Here is an 18,231-nt window from a genome sequence, read left to right on the forward strand (position 1 = left end):
CCGCCCCTGTAGGAGCGAGCGGTGCGGCGATCCGACTTGCCCGCGAAGAACGATGACACGGTTCGCCCGATAAACCGTGTCGTCTGGTTCGCGGGCAAGCCTCGCTCCTACAGGTATGTGGTGGTCTGTCAGACGCGGAATGCCTGAACGGCCGTATGCAACCGCCCGCCCAACACCAACAAATGCTCGCCTTGCTCACGCCCCTCACCGATACGCAGCAAGTTATCCCCGCCCAATTGGTGAATCCGCTCACTGTGATCGCGGATTTCGCTGACAGCTCCGCTCTGCTGAGCCGTGACATCGGCAATGCGAACGGCGGTGTCTGAAATCGTCTGGATCGCCCCGACGATTTTATCCAGCGCGCCATCAGCCGCCTGGGCCTGGTTGGCCGTCGCCTCCGCGTGTTCAACCTGCGCGCGCATGCCTTCCACCGACTCTCGGGCCGCTGTCTGCAGCCCGGCGATCAAGTTCTGGATCTCCGCCGTAGCGCCTGCGGTGCGCTGCGCCAATGACCGAACCTCTTCCGCCACGACGGCAAACCCGCGTCCCATTTCCCCGGCGCGGGCTGCTTCAATGGCGGCGTTCAGGGCCAGCAGGTTGGTCTGGTCGGCAATCGAGCGGATCACCGTCAGCACGCCGCCGATGGTGGCGGACTCCTCGGCCAGGTGTTCGATCATCTGTGCATTGCTTTGTACTTCGCCCACCAGCGCATGCAGCCCGGTGAGGCTCAAACCGATGACTTTCTGTCCATGTTCCACCGCCAATCCAGCATGGCGGCTGGCGTCGGCAGCCTGGCTGGCATCGCCGGCGACTTGTTGAATGGTCGCTTCCAGTTCACCGAGGGAGTCGCGGATCAGCGCGGTGTCACCCGCCTGATGTTCGGCGCCGCTGTGCAAATCATTGCTCAACTCGGCCAGGGTGCGGCTGCTGCCGGCAACCTGCTCGGCGTTGAGGCGAATGGTTCCGACCAGATCGACGAGGTAGGCGCGCAGTCGATTGAGCGAGGCCTGGATGTCATGCAGTTCGCGATTGGTCTTGCCCAATTCGATGTCGCGGCTGAAGTCGCCTTCGGCCCAGGTCGAGAGTGCCGGCGCGAGGTTGGTCAGCGTCCGGGCCAGGCGCCGCTGCAGGGTGTCGATGAGTAATGCGATCAGCAGAATCAGGCCGATCATCACCCCTTGCATCAGCCGCACTTCGCTCTGGATCTGCCCGTGCTGGGCACGGACCACCGGTTCCAGCCCGGCGATGGACTGTTGCACGGCAGCGATTTTCTGGTGAGTCGCGGCGCTGAGGTCGGCGCGTTTCTGGATCTGCTCGCGGGTTCGCGCAAGCTCTGCGGGATAGCGCGTGAGCAGGCTGTTGAGCTCGCGTTTGAGGCCGACGCCGGCATCTTCCGCAACGGTTTTTTCGGTGTTCTCCAGGCCCATCATTGCAGCGAAATCGTCGGTGCCCGATTCACTTTTACTGGTCACGCCCAAGAGCGGCAAGGCGTTCAGAAGCTCGGCTTGCGTGCGGATGTTGGTGACTTCGCGCTCGACATCGGCGGCCAGTTCGCTGCGGCCGCTGCTGACCAGTTTGTCCCGCGCCAAAGAGAGTTTGCCCAGGTGTTGGGAGGCCGCGAGCAATGGCGTCAGATAGTTCGCGTTGCTGCTGGCGTATTGACTCAACTGGTCGAGGCTGGCGCCGAGTTCGCGTTCGGCTTGCAGCAACAGCGCCTGAGGATCGCCTGCGAGTTTGCCAGCGGCCAACAGGTCGGTTTTGCTGAATTCATCCAGGTTCGACAGGCTCGGGCGCAAGCTGTCGGCCAGCGTCGGCGGTAGCTCGGCGAGTTCCTTTTGCAGGCCGTCGATGGCTTGGCTGGCGCTGCTCAGGCGCAAGGCATCGCCGCTGGCCAGGTAATCCTCGATGTTACGCGCCACTTCATTCTGGAATTGCTGGGACAACCCGAGGTAGCGCTCCATCAACAGATAGGGGCGCTCCAGGGCTTTTTGCGACCACCAAAGCGTGGCGCCGAGGGCCACGCACACGGCGACTAGAAGGAGGGTATTGAGATTGGTCAGCAGCTTCAGACGCATCAAGGGACTACCAACGGCGAAATGGTAAGTGCCTGAAGTTATTGCGTTTCTGTTACAGGGTTATGACTGAATGGGTCGATTCCGATGAAAAAGTGGCACTTTGCTTTGACGTCCGTGCGGCTTGTACACGGTTGCGTCCGGCATGCTTGGCACGGTACAGCGCCTCGTCCGCCTGACTGGCCATCATCAGGCCGTCGGAGTCTTCGCACAGCTCGACCACCCCGGCGCTGAACGTGCACCAGAGGTCCTGGGGCTGAGCGGGGTAATGGATTTCGGCGAAGCGCTGACGGATTTCGTCGAGGACTTTACAGGCCGCTTCGATATCGGTGTCCGGCATGACGATGGCAAACTCTTCACCGCCGTAGCGGCCGATGAAATCGGTCTTGCGCAATCGTTGCTTGAGAAACAGCGCCAGGCTCTTGATCACACGGTCGCCCATGGGGTGCCCGTGGCTGTCGTTGACCCGTTTGAAGTGGTCGATGTCGAGCATCGCAAAGCTCAGCGGCTTGCTCTCGCGGCGGGCGCGGAAGCTGCAGTCTTCGAGCAATTGCAGAATGTGGGTGTGGTTGTACAGCCCGGTGAGACTGTCGCGGACCATCCGCGCTTTCAGATTGCGCGCCCGCGCCGCGCGGTTGCGCACGGTGGTGATCAGGTGCCGGGGCTTGATCGGTTTGGTCAGGAAGTCGTCGCCGCCCTCACTCATGGCGTCGAGCTGCTTGTCCAGGTCGTCTTCGGCCGACAGGTAAATGATCGGCACGCTGACATAGCGGTCATTGTGGCGGATCACTTTGGCCAGTTCCGTACCGGTGCAGGCCGGCATGTACATGTCGAGAATGATCAGGTCGGGCTGGAAATCCGCCAGTTCGGCCATGGCCTGGATCGGCTCGATCAAGGTGCGCGTGACGATCCCGGCGCTGTTGAGCAGGCGCTCGGTGTGCAAGGCCTGGGCGCGGGAATCGTCGATGATCAGCACTTTATAAGGTTCGTACTGCGCGACGCAGGTCAGGACTTCGATTTTCTCCAGCAGGCTCGAGGCTTCGAGGGTGCCGGTGAGAAACTCCTGGCCACCGGCACGCACGGCGGCGAGGCGGGTCGGGGTGTCGGTTTCGAGCAGGCTGAAAAACAGCAACGGCAACGGTTCATCCAGGCCGACCTGGGCTTCGGCGGCCAGTTTCAGGCCGACACCGGGGCCGCTGAAGTCCACGTCCATGACAATCGCGGCAGGCAAACGCTCGACCATCGAGGAGCGAAACGCCGACACGCTGTCGAGGGACTGGGCGCTGAGGCCGAAAAATTCCAGTTGTTTGGCCAGTCGCTCGGCACGGTCGTGATCCTGCAGCATCACGTAGATCGGCTTGCGCAACGGCGGCAGGAAGGTTTGTTCGAGCTGATCGCCATGGCGCAGGCCGGTACGCGACAGGCGCTGCATCAAGCGATTGAGGTCAGTGATCAGGCCGCTGCTGAGGCGTCCGCGATTGGCGTCGACAGCCTCCAGCGACTGGCCGATGTGGCGTGCCAATTGCGTGTGTTCCGGTTGTTCGAAGCGCTCGGCGAAACGCAGCAGGCGCAGGTTGGCTTCACTCAATTCCGATAAGTCGGTGGTGGACCACTCACTGCGTTGCAGGCGCTGCCAGATCTCAAGAATTTGACGTGCCTGATGAATTACCCGCTGGGCAAAGTGGTGCTTGAGGCGCTCACGGCTGGGGTCTTCTGGCTCGGTCATATCCTGACTACTAGTTAGGGTGCATGCTGAGATCGACTGGTGGCTCTATGCTAGCACCTCTTTTCAGTCGCATGAGTGTCGTATGTCAATAATCTGCAATGCGACGTCATTCAGTTTCTGACTGGCGGGTCTGAAAATGTGTGTCGGTGATCTGACATTACCCATGATCAGGGCCTCTCCTGCCTGTTTTCGCGAATCGTCTGTCATCCCGGCGAGCGTTACTTGTCAGGGAGTTCTGATTTTTCGCCGGCAGACTTGAACCGGATTTTCGGCTGGTAGGGTGTCAGGGAAACCCTTAGATGCCATCGGCCCATCATGACCCAGTGTTTCAAAGAACATCCCAGCGACGAGCAGCGCCTGAATCACAACAGCACCCCCGTTGCTGATTGTGAATGCAAAGAGGAACTGCTCTATGGGAGCAAGACTTTTGTTACCGACGTCCCGATTCTGACGTGCGCGTGCCTATGGCGACACTACCAGCGGGAGGCGGAGGACATCGTCGCACCTGGAGGGGTATTGATTGCCGACCCTGTCGAGCGCAACCGCGTTATCAACGCTGCGTACGCTCGACTCTGGTTGCACGATTCCAGGTTTCAATGGGCCGGGCTGGCGGCGTTTGCCTCCAAGCAGGTGGGCTGCGGGTTGCTTCACGCGGCGGACAGCATCGAACTGATCCGTGAAGAGCATGAGTCGCGGGAGCGTATGCGTGACAGTCGTCGAGAGCACGGTTTGCTGACGCCGGACAGGATGGCCGGGCAGGCGCAAGAGTTGCGTGACTATAAGGAAGCGGATGCGCGCAATCCGGTGCCCTCTGTGGATTTTCGTTCTGCGGATGAGGATTTGTCGTTGGTGCAACAACAGTTCCGGCATGTGCACGACATGATGGCGCTGGGGAATACCACGCTGTTTCTGGATGTTTTTCCGTTGCATGAGTTTTATGCGAAACGGGGTTTGAGGGAGTTGAAGAAGTGCCTGGACGCCCGGAAGAGAATTTACGGGCATCCGAAGTTCCCGGTGTTGTGGCCAGCGGGGGAGGAAACGCTGAAGTTCGGGGTGGCTCACTTCGAAATTTTGCTGGGCTTTGAGGCGATAGAGGACGGAGACATCGCCGCAAGTGTTGAGCATTTGGCGCGGCATGAGCAGAACAATATCCTCCAACCGACGATTTACCAGAACCGTCAATTGGTGGCGTTGCTGCGTGCCAACCACGCTTCCTACGTCACGGGGTTTCCTTCAGGCGTTGCGCAGGCAATTGAGTTGACGCTTACCAGTCAATGCCAACGTGTCGAGGATGGGCGCACCATCGATTTTGGCGACAACCCGTTGGCGGACTTGTCCGACATCACGCAGCGAATGGCATTCGTTCTCCAGGCTGCAGCGCGTTTTGATCAGATGCTCGGTGACCACAACCGTTATGCGTTAGAACGGTCGATCAACGAAATCGCATTGAGCAGTCTCGGGCTATGACTCTGCAACCACGGTTATTCGGCTGGCGCTGCTGTGCCTGCCTTCTACTTCTGAGTGCCTTGATATGGGCTGCCATACATCAGTTGAGGCAACCGTTGTGGGATGAACCCGAAATCGTCCTGGAAATAGGCGGGACGTATGAAGATCTACGCAGAAATTCTTCAGCCCCCTTTAGTCCGGAGATACGCGGACATATCTGGTCCGGTATCCCCATGACCGATGCGAAATTGCGGTTCGTCGACCCGAAATTTGGGTTCACCACTCCCGCCGCGCGCTTCTTTAGTGTCGGATTTGACGACAACATCATTTTCGGTATCCGCATGTCCCCGCAGATCGAGCCACTACTGCTCGATGGTGCCCTGGAAGTAGCGCTGGATTTACAAGACCAGTGGCGCGGAGGGGGATGGAGGGTGGCCGGTAGGACACGCTATCCACCCTTTGCCGACACGCCTGAATGGCGAGCGCAGCTGCGAGACAAAGGAGGCTCGGTTTACTGGAAGGCCGGCAAAAAATATCAAGTCTTGATGTACGTCCACCGTTTCAAATACGACCAACGGCCTGATGAAGAGCGCTACCTCATCACACTGTCGATCAGCAAACCGTGGACGCCTTTCGCAGAAGATGGGGATGAAGACGCTCTAATCGAATTGGATCAATCCATCCCGCTCACCCCCTTGTTTCCCAAAAAAACCAAAGGAGCCCCACCATGCCAACCCCCGCCTTCATGACCCTCCACGGCGAACACCAAGGCCTGATCAGCGCTGGTGCTTTTACTGAGGCATCGGTGGGTAACACTTATCAAAAGGGGCGTGAGGACCAAATCATGATCCAGGCCCTGAGCCACGGGATCTTCGTACCGAAAGGGTCGGGCGCAGGTCGTCGGATGCACAAACCCTTGATCGTCACCAAGGCCATCGACAAAGCGACTCCGCTGATCAACAACGCTTTATGTTCTGGAGAATTGCTAAAAATATGCCGCGTCGAGTGGTATCGCTCCTCGGCTCAGGGAATCCAGGAACACTTTTATACGATGGAACTGGAAGACGCGGTGATCATCGGCGCTGAAGTGCTCATGCCGCATTGCCAGGATCCCGGTACCGCTCACCTCACTCAAGTGGAGAAAGTCCATTTCAGTTACCGGCGCATCTACTGGCGGCATGAAGTCAGTCGAACCATGGGTTCCGATGAGTGGAGCACTGAGGTGTCGGGATGAGGTTGGTCAACGAGCTCGATCTGTCCGAATGGGAGCGTCAACATGCCTGGCCCAGTGAGCAAGCGCTGGAGCTTGTGCGCCAGGCGCTGCAAGATCGGCAGCTTATCGATGGAATGGACGAGTTGCGTGCCGGCCTGTTGATCGATATCGAGAGCGAGGTGCTCGACCCGATCGAGCGGGGAGAATGGCGGTTGGTCGGGCCTGAAGCCGATTACGCTGACTGGGTAATGCCGGAGAGGACCTTTGATCCAAAGGTAATGGAGCTGATGCTAAATCCGCCTGTTCAGCCGTCGAGAACGCCAAGGGTCTTTCGCCTCGTAGACAGCGTAACGGGTGAGCCGCTGGCGCTTCATCACTACATCGCGACGGTGGATGGGGACACGGCGCCACGCAGGACCGACGGCAAGGGCATTGCGCATCTTTTTATTTCGGCTGAAGTCCAGCAAATTTCAATGAAGGTCGCTGGCGTTTAACCCTGGCAGGGCGACTAGAATTCATCGGCGTACGGTTGTCACAGACCTGACGCTAATTTCTGCGGATAACCCGACGACGGGTGCCGGGCAAAGGCACGTTGTTGTATGGTTGTGGTCGAACCGATGAACTCAAGTGATTGAAAGGATATCGCCATGCTGGACTGGAAGAACCGCGCGGGCAGCGCGCCTGAACGTGCCGCTGAACCGAAATCGGCTACCCGCAGTTACATCGGTGGCCTTTTGTTCAGTCGGGCGCTGGCCACGCTGATCGGCCTCTATCTGATTGTGGCCTTTGTGCTTGGCTGGTACTGGAGCCAGGAGCCGGCGCTGTTCCCGGTACAACAGAATGCTCAAGTGGCGGCCGAGAAAGAAGGCAAGCAAATGGTCATCGGCTACACCACGGTCGAAACGCTCAAGACCGTCGCCGATACCTTGCTGACCAAACCGGGCGGCTATATCTCCAACGACCGTTTCCCGCCGGGCCTGTGGATGGACAACACGCCGAGCTGGGAATATGGCGTGCTGGTCCAGGTCCGCGATCTGACGCGGGCGCTGCGCAAAGACTTCGCCCGTTCGCAGTCGCAATCGGCCGAAGACGCCGATCTGGCGAAAGCCGAGCCGCGTTTCAACTTTGACAATAAAAGCTGGGTGCTGCCCTCCAGCGAGTCCGAGTATCAGGAAGGCATCAATTCCCTGAGCCGCTATCAGGCGCGCCTGTCCGATCCTTTGCAGAAAAACGCGCTGTTCTATGCCCGTGCCGACAACCTGAACAACTGGCTGGGCGATGTGGGCACTCGTTTGGGTTCGCTGTCGCAACGCCTGTCGGCCAGCGTTGGCCGGGTCAAACTGAACACCGCGCTGAAGACCGAAGTGGTCGCGCCGGGCCAGGTGCCACAGGTTGACGAGGAAATCGTCGAAACCCCGTGGATGCAGATCGACAACGTGTTCTATGAGGCTCGCGGTCAGGCCTGGGCCTTGTCCCACTTGCTGCGTGCCATCGAAGTCGACTTCGCCGATGTGCTGGCGAAGAAGAACGCGACCGTCAGCGTTCGCCAGATCATTCGTGAACTGGAAGCGTCGCAGGAACCGGTCTGGAGCCCGATGATTCTCAATGGTAGCGGCTTCGGCGTACTGGCCAACCACTCGCTGGTCATGGCCAATTACATTTCCCGGGCCAACGCCGCAGTGATCGATTTGCGTCAACTGCTCAATCAGGGCTGAGTCATGGTCGATAACGCGAGAGAGGCCGCCCACCGCGCGGCCTCGGATGCCGAACAGATCGCCTGGGTCGACGAGCAGGACAACCTGCTCGGTGCACTGGTCCGCTCGGACCTGCGCGAGCGCGGGCTGATCGGACGCGGTACCTACATCATGCTGTTCAATTCGGCTGGTGAACTCTGCGTTCACCGGCGCACCCTGAGCAAAGCGATTTATCCGGGGTACTGGGACGTGGCGGCGGGGGGCATGGTGCTCGCCAGCGAAACCTACGCCGAATCGGCCGCCCGCGAGCTTGAAGAAGAGTTGGGTGTGAGCGGGGTGGAACTCACTGCCCATGATCATTTTTTCTTCGAAGACACCGGCAATCGTTTGTGGTGTTCGGCGTTTTCGGCGGTGTGGGACGGCCCGTTGATCCTGCAACCGGAAGAGGTGCTCGAAGCGCGCTTTTTGCCAATCGATGAAGTGCTTCGGGAAATCGACGAAAAGCCTTACTGCCCGGACTCTCTGGCCGCGTTGAAGCGCTATCTCCGGGCTCGTGGCGGGGACGTCGCAAAAGAGGCATAAATTGGCGCCGATTGGCTCTTAGCAAGTCGGCTTTTTGCCGTTACACTGCGCGACCTTTTCAAGCTGAACCGTATTGCTCTTTGTAGGAGCGAAGCTTGCTCGCGATGGACGTTAACGATAACGCGTGCATCCAGATTGTACGCATCGTCCTTGCGTTCTTCGCGAGCAAGCTTCGCTCCTACAGGGTTGTTTCGGTTCAGTAGCGCTGCCCCTGCCTGAGTGGGGCTTCGCGGTCGATGGCACCTGCCCAGGTTGCCGCGACCAGTCTTTGTCCTCCCAAGAGGATTGCCGGTGGCCAAAAAAGCCGCATCCTTCGCCGCCCTTGGTGGCCTGGTATTTTCCACCGACGCAGGTCGTCATTGCCCGGATTGCAGTAAGCCGGTGGACGCCTGTATCTGCAAACAGACCGTTATCCCGGCCGGCGACGGCATCGCTCGCGTGCGTCGCGAAAGCAAGGGCCGTGGCGGCAAGACGGTGACCACCATCACCGGCGTGCCGTTGGCTGAAGACGCGCTCAAGGACCTGGCCACCACGTTGAAGAAACGCTGTGGCACCGGTGGGGCGTTGAAAGACGGAATCATTGAGATCCAGGGCGATCATGTCGAGCTGTTGTTGGGCGAGCTGATCAAACTCGGTTTCAAGGCAAAGAAGTCCGGCGGCTAGCAGCCTCTGTGAAAACCACCCTCGGCTTGACCCGGTCCTGACTTCTTCTGGCCTGGCGTCGCCTACATGGTTTTCACAGAGCCTGTTCTGACCGGTTTCTAAACTCACTGCGGTCAGCGAGGTCTATCCCCTCGTTGACGAACCGTCATTTTCATCCTTTAGACTGCGCCGGCCTGAACCCAGGCGACGCTCTATGACTTCTTTATAGGGGACTTCAATGTCCGTACGACGCACACGCAAAGACGATGGCAGCCAATGGACAGTTGCGGACAGCCGCAGTGTTTACGGGATTCGCCATTGGGGGGCCGGGTATTTCGCGATCAATGACGCCGGTCGCGTCGAGGTTCGTCCGAACGGTCCGGCCAGTTCGCCTATCGACCTGTTCGAGCAAGTCGACCAGCTGCGTAAAAGTGGCTTGTCCTTGCCTCTGCTGGTGCGTTTCCCGGACATTCTGCAAGACCGCGTGCGTCAGCTGACCGGCGCCTTCGATGCCAACATCGAGCGCCTGGAATACCAGAGCAAGTACACCGCGCTGTACCCGATCAAGGTTAACCAGCAAGAAGCGGTGATCGAAAACATCATCGCCACGCAGAACGTGTCCATCGGCCTGGAAGCTGGCTCCAAGCCTGAGCTGCTGGCCGTGCTGGCACTGGCGCCGAAGGGCGGCACCATCGTGTGCAACGGTTACAAGGACCGCGAGTTCATTCGGCTGGCGCTGATGGGCCAGAAGCTTGGCCACAACGTGTTCATCGTGATCGAGAAAGAATCCGAAGTCGGCCTGGTGATCGAAGAAGCCGCCTCGCTGAAGGTCAAGCCGCAGGTCGGCTTGCGCGTGCGCCTGTCGTCCCTGGCTTCGAGCAAGTGGGCGGACACCGGTGGCGAGAAATCCAAGTTCGGTCTGTCGGCGGCGCAACTGCTGTCGGTGGTCGAGCGTTTCCGCGCGGCGGGTCTGGACCAGGGCATTCGTCTGCTGCACTTCCACATGGGCTCGCAGATCGCCAACCTGGCGGACTACCAGCACGGTTTCAAGGAAGCGATTCGTTACTACGGCGAACTGCGCAACCTCGGCCTGCCGGTTGACCACATCGACGTCGGTGGCGGTCTGGGCGTCGACTACGACGGCACGCACTCGCGTAACGCCAGCTCGATCAACTACGACATGGACGATTACGCCGGTGTCGTGGTCGGGATGCTCAAGGAGTTCTGCGACGCGCAGAGCCTGCCGCACCCGAACATTTTCTCCGAAAGCGGCCGTTCCCTGACCGCCCACCACGCGATGCTGGTGGTGCAAGTCACCGACGTTGAAAAACACAACGACGACGTGCCGAAGATCGACAACAAGGAAGAGCTGCCGGAAACCGTGCAGTGGCTGGTTGACCTGCTCGGCCCGACCGATATCGAAATGGTCACCGAAACCTACTGGCGCGCCACCCACTACATGAGCGACGTGGCCACCCAGTACGCCGACGGCAAGCTGACCCTGGCGCAAAAAGCCCTGGCCGAGCAATGCTACTTCGCCGTGTGCCGTCGCCTGCACAACTCGTTGAAGGCGCGTCAGCGTTCGCATCGTCAAGTGCTCGACGAACTCAACGACAAGCTGGCCGACAAGTACATCTGCAACTTCTCGGTATTCCAGAGCCTGCCGGATACCTGGGCCATCGGCCAGGTCCTGCCGATCTTGCCGCTGCACCGTCTCGACGAAGAGCCGCTGCGCCGCGCGGTGCTGCAAGACCTGACCTGCGACTCCGACGGCAAGATCAAGCAATACGTCGACGAGCAGAGCATCGAGACCAGCCTGCCCGTGCACGCTCTGAATGAGGGTGAAGACTACCTGCTGGGGATCTTCCTGGTCGGCGCCTACCAGGAAATTCTTGGCGACATGCACAACCTGTTCGGTGACACCGACTCGGTGAATATCTACCAGAATGCCGACGGCAGTGTGTACCACGCGGGTATCGAAACCCACGACACCATCGAAGACATGCTGCGTTACGTGCATTTGTCGCCGGAAGAGCTGATGACCCACTACCGCGACAAGTGCGCCAGTGCGCGCATCAGCGCGGCCGAGCGCACCCAGTTCCTCGACGCCCTGCGTCTGGGTCTGACCCGTTCGTCTTACCTGTCTTCCTGAGGTAAGTCGCCGTTCTCGCCAGGTTGTCTGAAAATGTTCCGCGCGCTGCGGAAATTTCAGATGACCTGGTGCGGCGGTTCTCTGTTTTCAAGCGAAACGTCCCACACTCCCGGCTATCAAAGCCATATGGTCTTCTTTTCGCGTAGGCCATTTCCTAAGTTGTACTTCGGCACTCTACTCGGCCATGTCTCTCGGCGAGAATCCCCGGCCGCCCCTCCTGTAGAGAATCGCCGATGTTCGATCCAGTCAACGAACCTTCATTTCGTCTGGATGTAGCCGGTCTGCCCGACCCTTTCGAAGTCCTGGCCTTTACCGGTAGAGAAGCGATCAGCGAGCCCTTTGTGTTCGATGTGGATCTGCTGATCAATGACCCGATGCTGGACCTCGCGAGCCTGCTGTACCGTCCGGCCGCTTTGCATTTCGGGCCAGAGGGCAGCACTTTCCATGGCCAACTGCATGAACTGGTCCAGCGTGACCATGGCCCGAGCGTCAGACTTTGCCACGTGCGTCTGGGGCCGAAGCTTACGTGCCTGTCCCAGCGTTTCAGCCAGCGGATTTTCAGTACGTTGTCGGTGCCCGAGATCCTCAGCCAGGTGCTCAAGGAACACGGCATTACCGGTAAGGACCGACGCTTCGAATTGACTGGCGATTACCCGCCCCGTGATTTCTGCACGCAGTATCGGGAATCGGATCTGCAGTTTCTCCAGCGTCTGTGTGCCCAGGAACGCCTTCACTACCATTTCGAGCATCAGAGCGATGGGCATTGCGTGGTGTTCGGTGACGGCCACGGGCATTTTCGTCTCGGCGAAAACGCGGTGTTCGCGGTCGGGCAAGCTTCTCCTGCAGTGCGCCGGTTTCAGCTTCAGGCAGAGCAACGCACCGCGCAAAGTGCCGAAGGTTGCACGGACCTGCCGACGCTGCACAGCGGTCAGTTGATGCCGTTGTCCGGCCATCCGGTCGCCGATTGGAATCATCCGTGGTTGCTGACCCATGTCGACCATCAGGGCAGTCAGGATCCATTGGTCCCGTACAGCAACCAGATCCGTGCGATTCACTGGGAGTTGCCTTTCGTCTCGCCGCATTGCGCGGTGAAACCACGGATGCACAGCCTGCAACGAGCCTGGGTGGTCGACGTCGATGAGCCTCTGCCCGATCCTTCCAGACCGATTGCCGTGCAGTTTGACTGGCTCTATCAGGGCGAAGGCGCGACGCCCAGTCATTGTTGGCTGCCGTTGGCGGCTGAGCTGGAAGGGCCGACCGCCTCGGCGCTGAGCGAAGGGACCGAAGTGGTGGTGAGCTTTATCGAGGGCGATCCGGATCAGCCGCTGATTTGCGGGTTTCTTCACGCGCCGTCGTCGCTCGAAGAGGTTGAGGAGCCCAGCCCGACTGAGGACGGATCACCCCATGACGGCTTGCTGGAACTCCTGCGCTCGGGCGAACCCTTGGTGGTGTTGTGCCTGTTGCCCGGCGGCGGCAGCTTCAGTCACTGCCCGCAGGCGCTTTGCACCTGCCGGGCGGCGACGCTGTTTGGCCAGAGCGGTGCGGCATGATTGGCGCAACCCCGCAATGGCTGTTGCTGGATGTCCCGAGTGCAGCTCAAGCGAGCGCAACACTGCATCAGGTGTTCGCGCAGGCCCAGTGGTTCTGGTTGTTCGAGAGCACCGAACTGCAGGCACTGCGCGAAGACGGCCCGGTACTCATCGACCTTCGAACGTGCCCGGCACTGGCCGAGTTGTGCTACAGCCAAACGCAGGTCTGGCGTGGCTTGCTGATCGTCAGCGAGGTGTCGTCCTCAGAGTTGCTGGAGCATTTGCGCCGCATGCTCATCGTCTCTTGCGGGCTGCACCATCGGGCCTTGTTGAGTTATTACAACCCGAACACGGCCAGTTACTTTTTCGATGCCTGTGATGCCCGGGAACTGAGTCGCTGGCTGGGCCCGATCAGCCAGTTGCACTGGTTCGGCGGGTCCTGGGCCGATCGCGCGATCGGCAGCGAGGGCTGGCAGCAGTTGCTCAACCCGGGGCTCGCCGTCAGCCCGCTGGCGGTCGAAGAAAGCCTCAGTTCACGTCAGCGCGAAACCCTGCAAACCTGCCTGCTGGAGCAGCATGCCTGGCACTGGAGCCAATCTATCGGGGCCGATTTCAGCCGCCTGTGGTCCCATGTGCAGGAAGGGCTGGCGCTGGGTTTCAGCGAGCGGCCGGTGCTTGATGGCTGGTTATGGCTGCGCCTGCAGAACCCCCGCGCTTCGCTGATGCAGCCGTTGTCGGGGCTCACGCAGCAGGAGCGTCTCGATAGCCTGCGCAAATGCTGGCAGAACAATCAGCCTCAATGAACCCGACCCGCGAACCAGCCATCGTTGTTGCGCAGCACCCAGGCGATTGTGCCGAGGGTCGCGCTGCGCAACACCATGAACAACAGAAAAGTTATCCACAGCCCGTGGTTGCCCAAACCTTGCAGCGCCCAGGCAAATGGCAGCAGCAGGATCACGGTCAGCAGCATGCCGTTGCGCATCTCCCGGGCGCGGGTTGCGCCGATGAACAGCCCGTCGAGCAAGTAGCTCCAGACCGCGATCAACGGCAGGGCGGCGAGGTAGGGTAGGTAGATGAACGCCGTGTCGCGTACGTTCTGAATGTCGGTCTGCATCTCGATGAACAAGTGCCCGGCAAACAGGAACAGCACGGCAAACCCCAGGCTCGCCAACAACGACCATCCGCAAGCGACGACCAATGAACGGCGCAGGGCGTCCCGGTCGCGGGCGCCAATTGCGTGCCCGCACAGCGCTTCCACGGCATGGGCCAACCCGTCGAGCGCGTGGGCCGTCAGCAGCAAACCATTGAGCAGCAACGCGTTGGCGGCGACCGTGGCGTCACTCAGCCGCGCACCTTGTACGGTGATCAGGAAAAACACCGATTGCAGCAACAGGCTGCGGATGAAGATGTCGCGATTGACGGCCAGGAGCGGTCGCCAACTCTGCCACAGCGCCAACGCGGCCCAGGCGATGTGACCGGGGTAGGCGCGCAGTGCCTTGCGGGTCATCAGCAGGCCGATCAGCGCGCCGGTCCATTCGGCGATCACCGAGGCCCGGGCCGCACCGACCACGCCCCATTCCAGGCCGAGGACGAACCACAGGTTCAGTGCAATGTTGACCAGGTTGGTGCTCAGTAAAATCGCCAGCGGCGCCCGGGCGTTTTGCGTGCCGAGGAACCAGCCGACCAACGCGTAACTGGCCAGCGCCGCAGGCAGACCGAACAATCGCGTGTGGAAGAATTCGCGGGTCAGTTGATCCAGTTCCGCCGAAGGTTGCATGAAGTGCAGCGCGACACCGCTCAACGGAATGCCCAGCGCACCCAAGGCAATGGCCAGCCCCATGGCCAGCAACAGGCCTTGCAACAGGATCTGCCGCAACGCCGCGCCATCCCCGCGTCCGGCGGCCTGGGCGGCAAACCCGGTGGAACCCATGCGCAGAAAGCCCATGGCCCATGCGAGAAAGGTGTACAGACTGGCCCCGACCGCGACGGCGCCCAACTGATGGGCGTGGGGCAAGTGACCGATCACCGTACTGTCGACCAGCGCCACCAGCGGCACGGAAATGTTCGAAAGAATCATGGGCGCGGCGAGCGCCCAGACCCGGCGATGGGTCGGGCGGTCGCGCCAGTCGGCAATCAGGTTGGACATGCAGGCTCCTTGGGGAGCGGGCATTGTAGCGATACATCCGGCATCTGCGCCGATCCATTGTGGGAGCGAGACCGGCAAGCCGGTCTCGCTCCTACAGGAGATTGGTGGTGTCAGTGGATTATCCAGCTAAGCAACCACAACCCCAGCAGCAGCCAGATGATCCCCATGATGATCGACGCATTCATGAACGCCCGGATCGCCGACCACAACAGCATCAGCCCCAGGATCAGCGCGATGATGCTGATGATCGAGGTGTCCATGCCCAGCGCGCTGGACAACCCTTCGACGAAGTTGCTACCGGCGTTGCTCAACTGATTGAACAGGCCGCTTAGGGCGTCAACGATAAAACGGATGACCGAGCCGAGCGCCTGGCCGAGCCATTCGAAAAAACTGTCTACCTGCATGTCGTTAACGTCCTGATGTAAGTGGTTGAGCCTTGGGCCAGTCATCGCAGCGCCGAGTTCCCCGATACGGCAATCGTATGAGTATGACGCAAGATTCTGCTTCGTTGATGCACTTGTAGGAGCAGAGCTTGCTCGCGAAAGCGGTGGAACATCCAACATAAATGCCGCCATTTACACCGCCATCGCGAGCAAGCTCTGCTCCTACAGGAGCTAACGCCACTTGCCATCCCCGGCCATCCCCCCGAAGCTATACGCCTTCAGGAGAGCCCGATGAACCTTGTTGAACTGACCGAACGCCTGCACGCCATCCGTGACCGCAATGACTGGCGGCAATTTCACAGCCCGAAAAACCTGGCCATGGCCGCGAGCGTGGAAATGTCCGAGCTGGTGGAGATCTTCCAGTGGCTGACCGAAGACCAGTCGCGCCAGTTGCCGGCGGACAAACTCGCCCATGCCGGGCAGGAAGTCGGCGACATCGTGCTCTATCTACTGCTGCTGTGCAGCGAGTTGGGGTTGGACATGAATGAAGTGGTGCGCAGCAAACTCGCGGACAGTGAACGGAGGTTCAGCTGATGAGCGACCGTCATTTCGATCAACTGGCGACCCGCTTCGCCGAAAAGATTTACGGTGGTGCCAAAGGTGCGATCCGTCTGGCGGTGCTTCAGGCCGACCTGGCGGAAACCCTGCCGGACCGCCCCTTGCGCGTACTCGACATCGGCGCCGGCCTGGGCCACATGTCGTTGTGGCTGGCCCAGCGCGGGCATGACGTGACACTGGCCGAACCTGCCGAACCCATGCTTGAAGGGGCGCGCCAGCGCTTTGCTGATGCAGGCCAGACGGCCACTTTTATTCAGGCGCCGTGGCAGGACCTGCTCGGTCAGCTCACCGAACCCTATGACCTGGTGCTGTGCCATGCCGTACTGGAATGGCTGGCCGAACCCCACGCGATTCTGCCGGTACTGCATCAACTGACGAAGCAGGACGGCTGGTTGTCCCTGGCGTTTTACAACCGCGATGCACTGATCTACCGCAACCTGCTCAAGGGCCACTTCCGCAAAATGCGCAAGAACGACATGGCCGGCGAAAAGCAAAGCCTGACGCCGCAACAACCCCTTGATCCGCGTGAATTGGCGGTGCAACTTGAAGGTCTGTGGCAGGTCGAAACCCAGAGCGGGGTTCGGGTTTTTCACGACTACATGCCAGTGGAGTTTCAGGCCCGCGCCGAACTGGTGGACTTGCTCGAAATGGAACTGGCCCACCGGCGTCACCCAAGTTTTGCCGGGCTTGGGCGCTACCTGCACTGGATCTGTCGGCCGGTCTGATCGGAGCGCGAAATGAAACGTCGTACCGGGTTACTGGTGATCTGTCTGGGATTGGCTGCCTGCCAGGGCAGCAACCCTTATGTGGCGACGTCCAACCCCTTGCCGCCGGCACCGCCCGAGGCCGCCAACACGTTCGACCGCAGCGCCTATCCGGCCCCGCCGCGTGACTATGGCCGCTACCGCAGTTGGGCCTGGCTCAATGGGCAACTGCCGCCGGGTTCGGCGTGGGCGGACTCGGCGCAAGTCGCCGAAGCCGTGAGCAACGCCCTCGATCAGCGCGGCTTGCGCCCGCTGCACGACAATCGTCCGGCGGACCTGTTCGTCAGCGCCAATCTGCATCTGGAAACCCGCTTGCGGCAGGTTCAGGACGACTACGGTTACTACGGCGGCGGGTATGGCGGCTACAACCGCTACGGCAGCGGTTATGGCATGTACAACACGGTGCCGATCGTTCGCACCTATTCGGAACAGGTCGTGGTGGTGCAGGTGGACATGTTCGATGCTCAAAGCGGTCAACCCGTCTGGAGTTCGAGCGCCGAAACCAGCAACAAAGGCAGCCAGAGTGCACGCGCCGATGCCATTCGGGAGGCTGTGGAAAAGGCCATGTCGGCGTATCCTCCTAGTTAGCTTCTGCAAAAAAGAAGCGTTTCACAGGTTCATGTCTTCAATCGGAGAATCATCATGTTCCGCCGTCTCGTTTTACTGGCAGTGGCCGCGCTCCTGACAGCCTGCGCCGCCAACCAGGTCAATCATGACTTCGACGCCAGCCGCGATTTTGCCGCCTATCGCAGCTGGAGCTGGAAAGACCCCGCCCTGCAATATCGCCCCGATGACCCACGGATCAAGAGCGACCTGACCGAACAGCGCATCCGCCAATCGGTGGCCGATCAGCTGGACCAGCGTGGCCTTCGTCCTGCCGCTGCGGGCAAAAAGGGTGATGTGAGCGTGCAAACCTACCTGATCGTCGAAGACCGTCAGCAACAAGTGACCACCAACTACGGCGGCGCTTGGGGTAACCCGTGGAATGGCTACTGGGGCGGGCCGATGTACAACGAAACCCGCAACATCAGCTACAAAGTGGCGATCATCCAGATCGACCTGCTCGACGGCAAGGACGGCAAACTGGTGTGGCGCGGCAGTGACGAACAAATCCTCAGCCGCACGCCGAACCCGTCGGACCGCAGCACAGCAATACGTGAGACGGTCGGGCGGATACTCGCCAATTACCCACCCAAATAAACCTGTAGGAGCCGGCTTGCCGGCGATGGCGATGCCAAATTCAACATAGATGTTGAGTGTTGAC

At 60.2% G+C, this 18,231-nt stretch carries 18 protein-coding genes; 14 read left to right on the forward strand and 4 right to left on the reverse strand.

The window, feature by feature from the left end:
• Positions 1 to 128: 128 nt before the first annotated feature.
• Positions 129 to 2,075 carry a methyl-accepting chemotaxis protein gene (locus KGB27_RS04035; protein ID WP_207284768.1) on the reverse strand — a complete coding sequence of 649 codons (1,947 nt, stop codon included), beginning with the start codon at positions 2,073 to 2,075 and terminating at the stop codon, positions 129 to 131.
• Between the two features lie 52 nt (positions 2,076 to 2,127).
• Entirely contained in the window at positions 2,128 to 3,798 is a 1,671-nt protein-coding gene (gene gcbA / locus KGB27_RS04040) for a diguanylate cyclase GcbA (protein WP_008031270.1), read from the reverse strand.
• A 315-nt stretch (positions 3,799 to 4,113) separates the two neighbouring features.
• Between gcbA and KGB27_RS04045 the strand changes: the two genes are divergently transcribed.
• The 10 genes from KGB27_RS04045 to KGB27_RS04090 all read left to right on the forward strand — a co-directional run bounded on the left by KGB27_RS04045 (position 4,114) and on the right by KGB27_RS04090 (position 13,859).
• Positions 4,114 to 5,265 carry a DUF2515 family protein gene (locus KGB27_RS04045; RefSeq protein WP_207284769.1) on the forward strand — a complete coding sequence of 384 codons (1,152 nt, stop codon included), beginning with the start codon at positions 4,114 to 4,116 and terminating at the stop codon, positions 5,263 to 5,265.
• 212 nt (positions 5,266 to 5,477) lie between these two features.
• On the forward strand, positions 5,478 to 5,993 hold the full coding sequence (locus KGB27_RS04050) for a hypothetical protein (protein WP_310650439.1): 516 nt from the start codon (positions 5,478 to 5,480) through the stop codon (positions 5,991 to 5,993).
• Positions 5,972 to 6,478 carry an Hcp family type VI secretion system effector gene (locus KGB27_RS04055; protein WP_207284770.1) on the forward strand — a complete coding sequence of 169 codons (507 nt, stop codon included), beginning with the start codon at positions 5,972 to 5,974 and terminating at the stop codon, positions 6,476 to 6,478. Before KGB27_RS04050 ends, KGB27_RS04055 begins: the two co-directional genes overlap by 22 nt.
• The gene (locus KGB27_RS04060) at positions 6,475 to 6,951 is read left to right on the forward strand and encodes a hypothetical protein (protein WP_207284771.1); all 477 of its coding nucleotides are present in this window, start codon (positions 6,475 to 6,477) and stop codon (positions 6,949 to 6,951) included. Before KGB27_RS04055 ends, KGB27_RS04060 begins: the two co-directional genes overlap by 4 nt.
• A gap of 153 nt (positions 6,952 to 7,104) precedes the next feature.
• Positions 7,105 to 8,172 carry a DUF2333 family protein gene (locus KGB27_RS04065; protein ID WP_008031276.1) on the forward strand — a complete coding sequence of 356 codons (1,068 nt, stop codon included), beginning with the start codon at positions 7,105 to 7,107 and terminating at the stop codon, positions 8,170 to 8,172.
• Between the two features lie 3 nt (positions 8,173 to 8,175).
• A complete protein-coding gene (locus KGB27_RS04070; RefSeq protein ID WP_223553274.1) occupies positions 8,176 to 8,733 on the forward strand; it encodes an NUDIX hydrolase in 558 nt (185 codons plus the stop codon).
• A 291-nt stretch (positions 8,734 to 9,024) separates the two neighbouring features.
• Positions 9,025 to 9,396: a translation initiation factor Sui1 gene (locus KGB27_RS04075; RefSeq protein WP_008031278.1), complete on the forward strand. Its 372-nt coding sequence runs from the start codon at positions 9,025 to 9,027 to the stop codon at positions 9,394 to 9,396.
• Positions 9,397 to 9,613: 217 nt separating this feature from the next.
• Complete coding sequence (gene speA, locus KGB27_RS04080) at positions 9,614 to 11,527, forward strand: arginine decarboxylase (protein WP_008031279.1); 1,914 nt, start codon at positions 9,614 to 9,616, stop codon at positions 11,525 to 11,527.
• Positions 11,528 to 11,760: 233 nt separating this feature from the next.
• Positions 11,761 to 13,077, forward strand: coding sequence for a contractile injection system protein, VgrG/Pvc8 family (locus tag KGB27_RS04085; RefSeq protein ID WP_223553275.1), 1,317 nt, complete (start codon positions 11,761 to 11,763; stop codon positions 13,075 to 13,077).
• Entirely contained in the window at positions 13,074 to 13,859 is a 786-nt protein-coding gene (locus KGB27_RS04090) for a DUF4123 domain-containing protein (RefSeq protein WP_223553276.1), read from the forward strand. The genes KGB27_RS04085 and KGB27_RS04090 overlap by 4 nt, the downstream gene beginning before the upstream one ends.
• On the opposite strand, the gene KGB27_RS04095 is transcribed toward KGB27_RS04090, so the two are convergent.
• Together KGB27_RS04095 and KGB27_RS04100 are read right to left on the reverse strand one after the other, a co-directional pair.
• Complete coding sequence (locus tag KGB27_RS04095) at positions 13,853 to 15,202, reverse strand: MATE family efflux transporter (RefSeq protein ID WP_223553277.1); 1,350 nt, start codon at positions 15,200 to 15,202, stop codon at positions 13,853 to 13,855. The two genes, KGB27_RS04090 and KGB27_RS04095, sit on opposite strands and share 7 nt — an antisense overlap.
• Positions 15,203 to 15,312: 110 nt before the next feature.
• The gene (locus tag KGB27_RS04100) at positions 15,313 to 15,606 is read right to left on the reverse strand and encodes a hypothetical protein (RefSeq protein WP_008031285.1); all 294 of its coding nucleotides are present in this window, start codon (positions 15,604 to 15,606) and stop codon (positions 15,313 to 15,315) included.
• 270 nt (positions 15,607 to 15,876) lie between these two features.
• On the opposite strand from KGB27_RS04100, the gene KGB27_RS04105 reads away from it, so the two are divergent.
• The 4 genes from KGB27_RS04105 to KGB27_RS04120 are packed head-to-tail and all read left to right on the forward strand — an operon-like array spanning position 15,877 to position 18,167.
• Positions 15,877 to 16,179, forward strand: a complete 303-nt coding sequence (locus KGB27_RS04105) for a MazG-like family protein (RefSeq protein ID WP_007951009.1) — start codon at positions 15,877 to 15,879, stop codon at positions 16,177 to 16,179.
• Complete coding sequence (locus KGB27_RS04110) at positions 16,179 to 16,928, forward strand: methyltransferase domain-containing protein (protein ID WP_008038741.1); 750 nt, start codon at positions 16,179 to 16,181, stop codon at positions 16,926 to 16,928. Before KGB27_RS04105 ends, KGB27_RS04110 begins: the two co-directional genes overlap by 1 nt.
• A gap of 12 nt (positions 16,929 to 16,940) precedes the next feature.
• Positions 16,941 to 17,555: a DUF4136 domain-containing protein gene (locus tag KGB27_RS04115; RefSeq protein ID WP_008038742.1), complete on the forward strand. Its 615-nt coding sequence runs from the start codon at positions 16,941 to 16,943 to the stop codon at positions 17,553 to 17,555.
• Positions 17,556 to 17,609: 54 nt separating this feature from the next.
• Complete coding sequence (locus tag KGB27_RS04120; RefSeq protein WP_008031292.1) at positions 17,610 to 18,167, forward strand: DUF4136 domain-containing protein; 558 nt, start codon at positions 17,610 to 17,612, stop codon at positions 18,165 to 18,167.
• The last annotated feature ends 64 nt before the right edge of the window (positions 18,168 to 18,231 follow it).

This window comes from Pseudomonas sp. BF-R-01 (genome assembly GCF_019946615.1).
Classification (GTDB): Bacteria; Pseudomonadota; Gammaproteobacteria; order Pseudomonadales; family Pseudomonadaceae; genus Aquipseudomonas; species Aquipseudomonas migulae.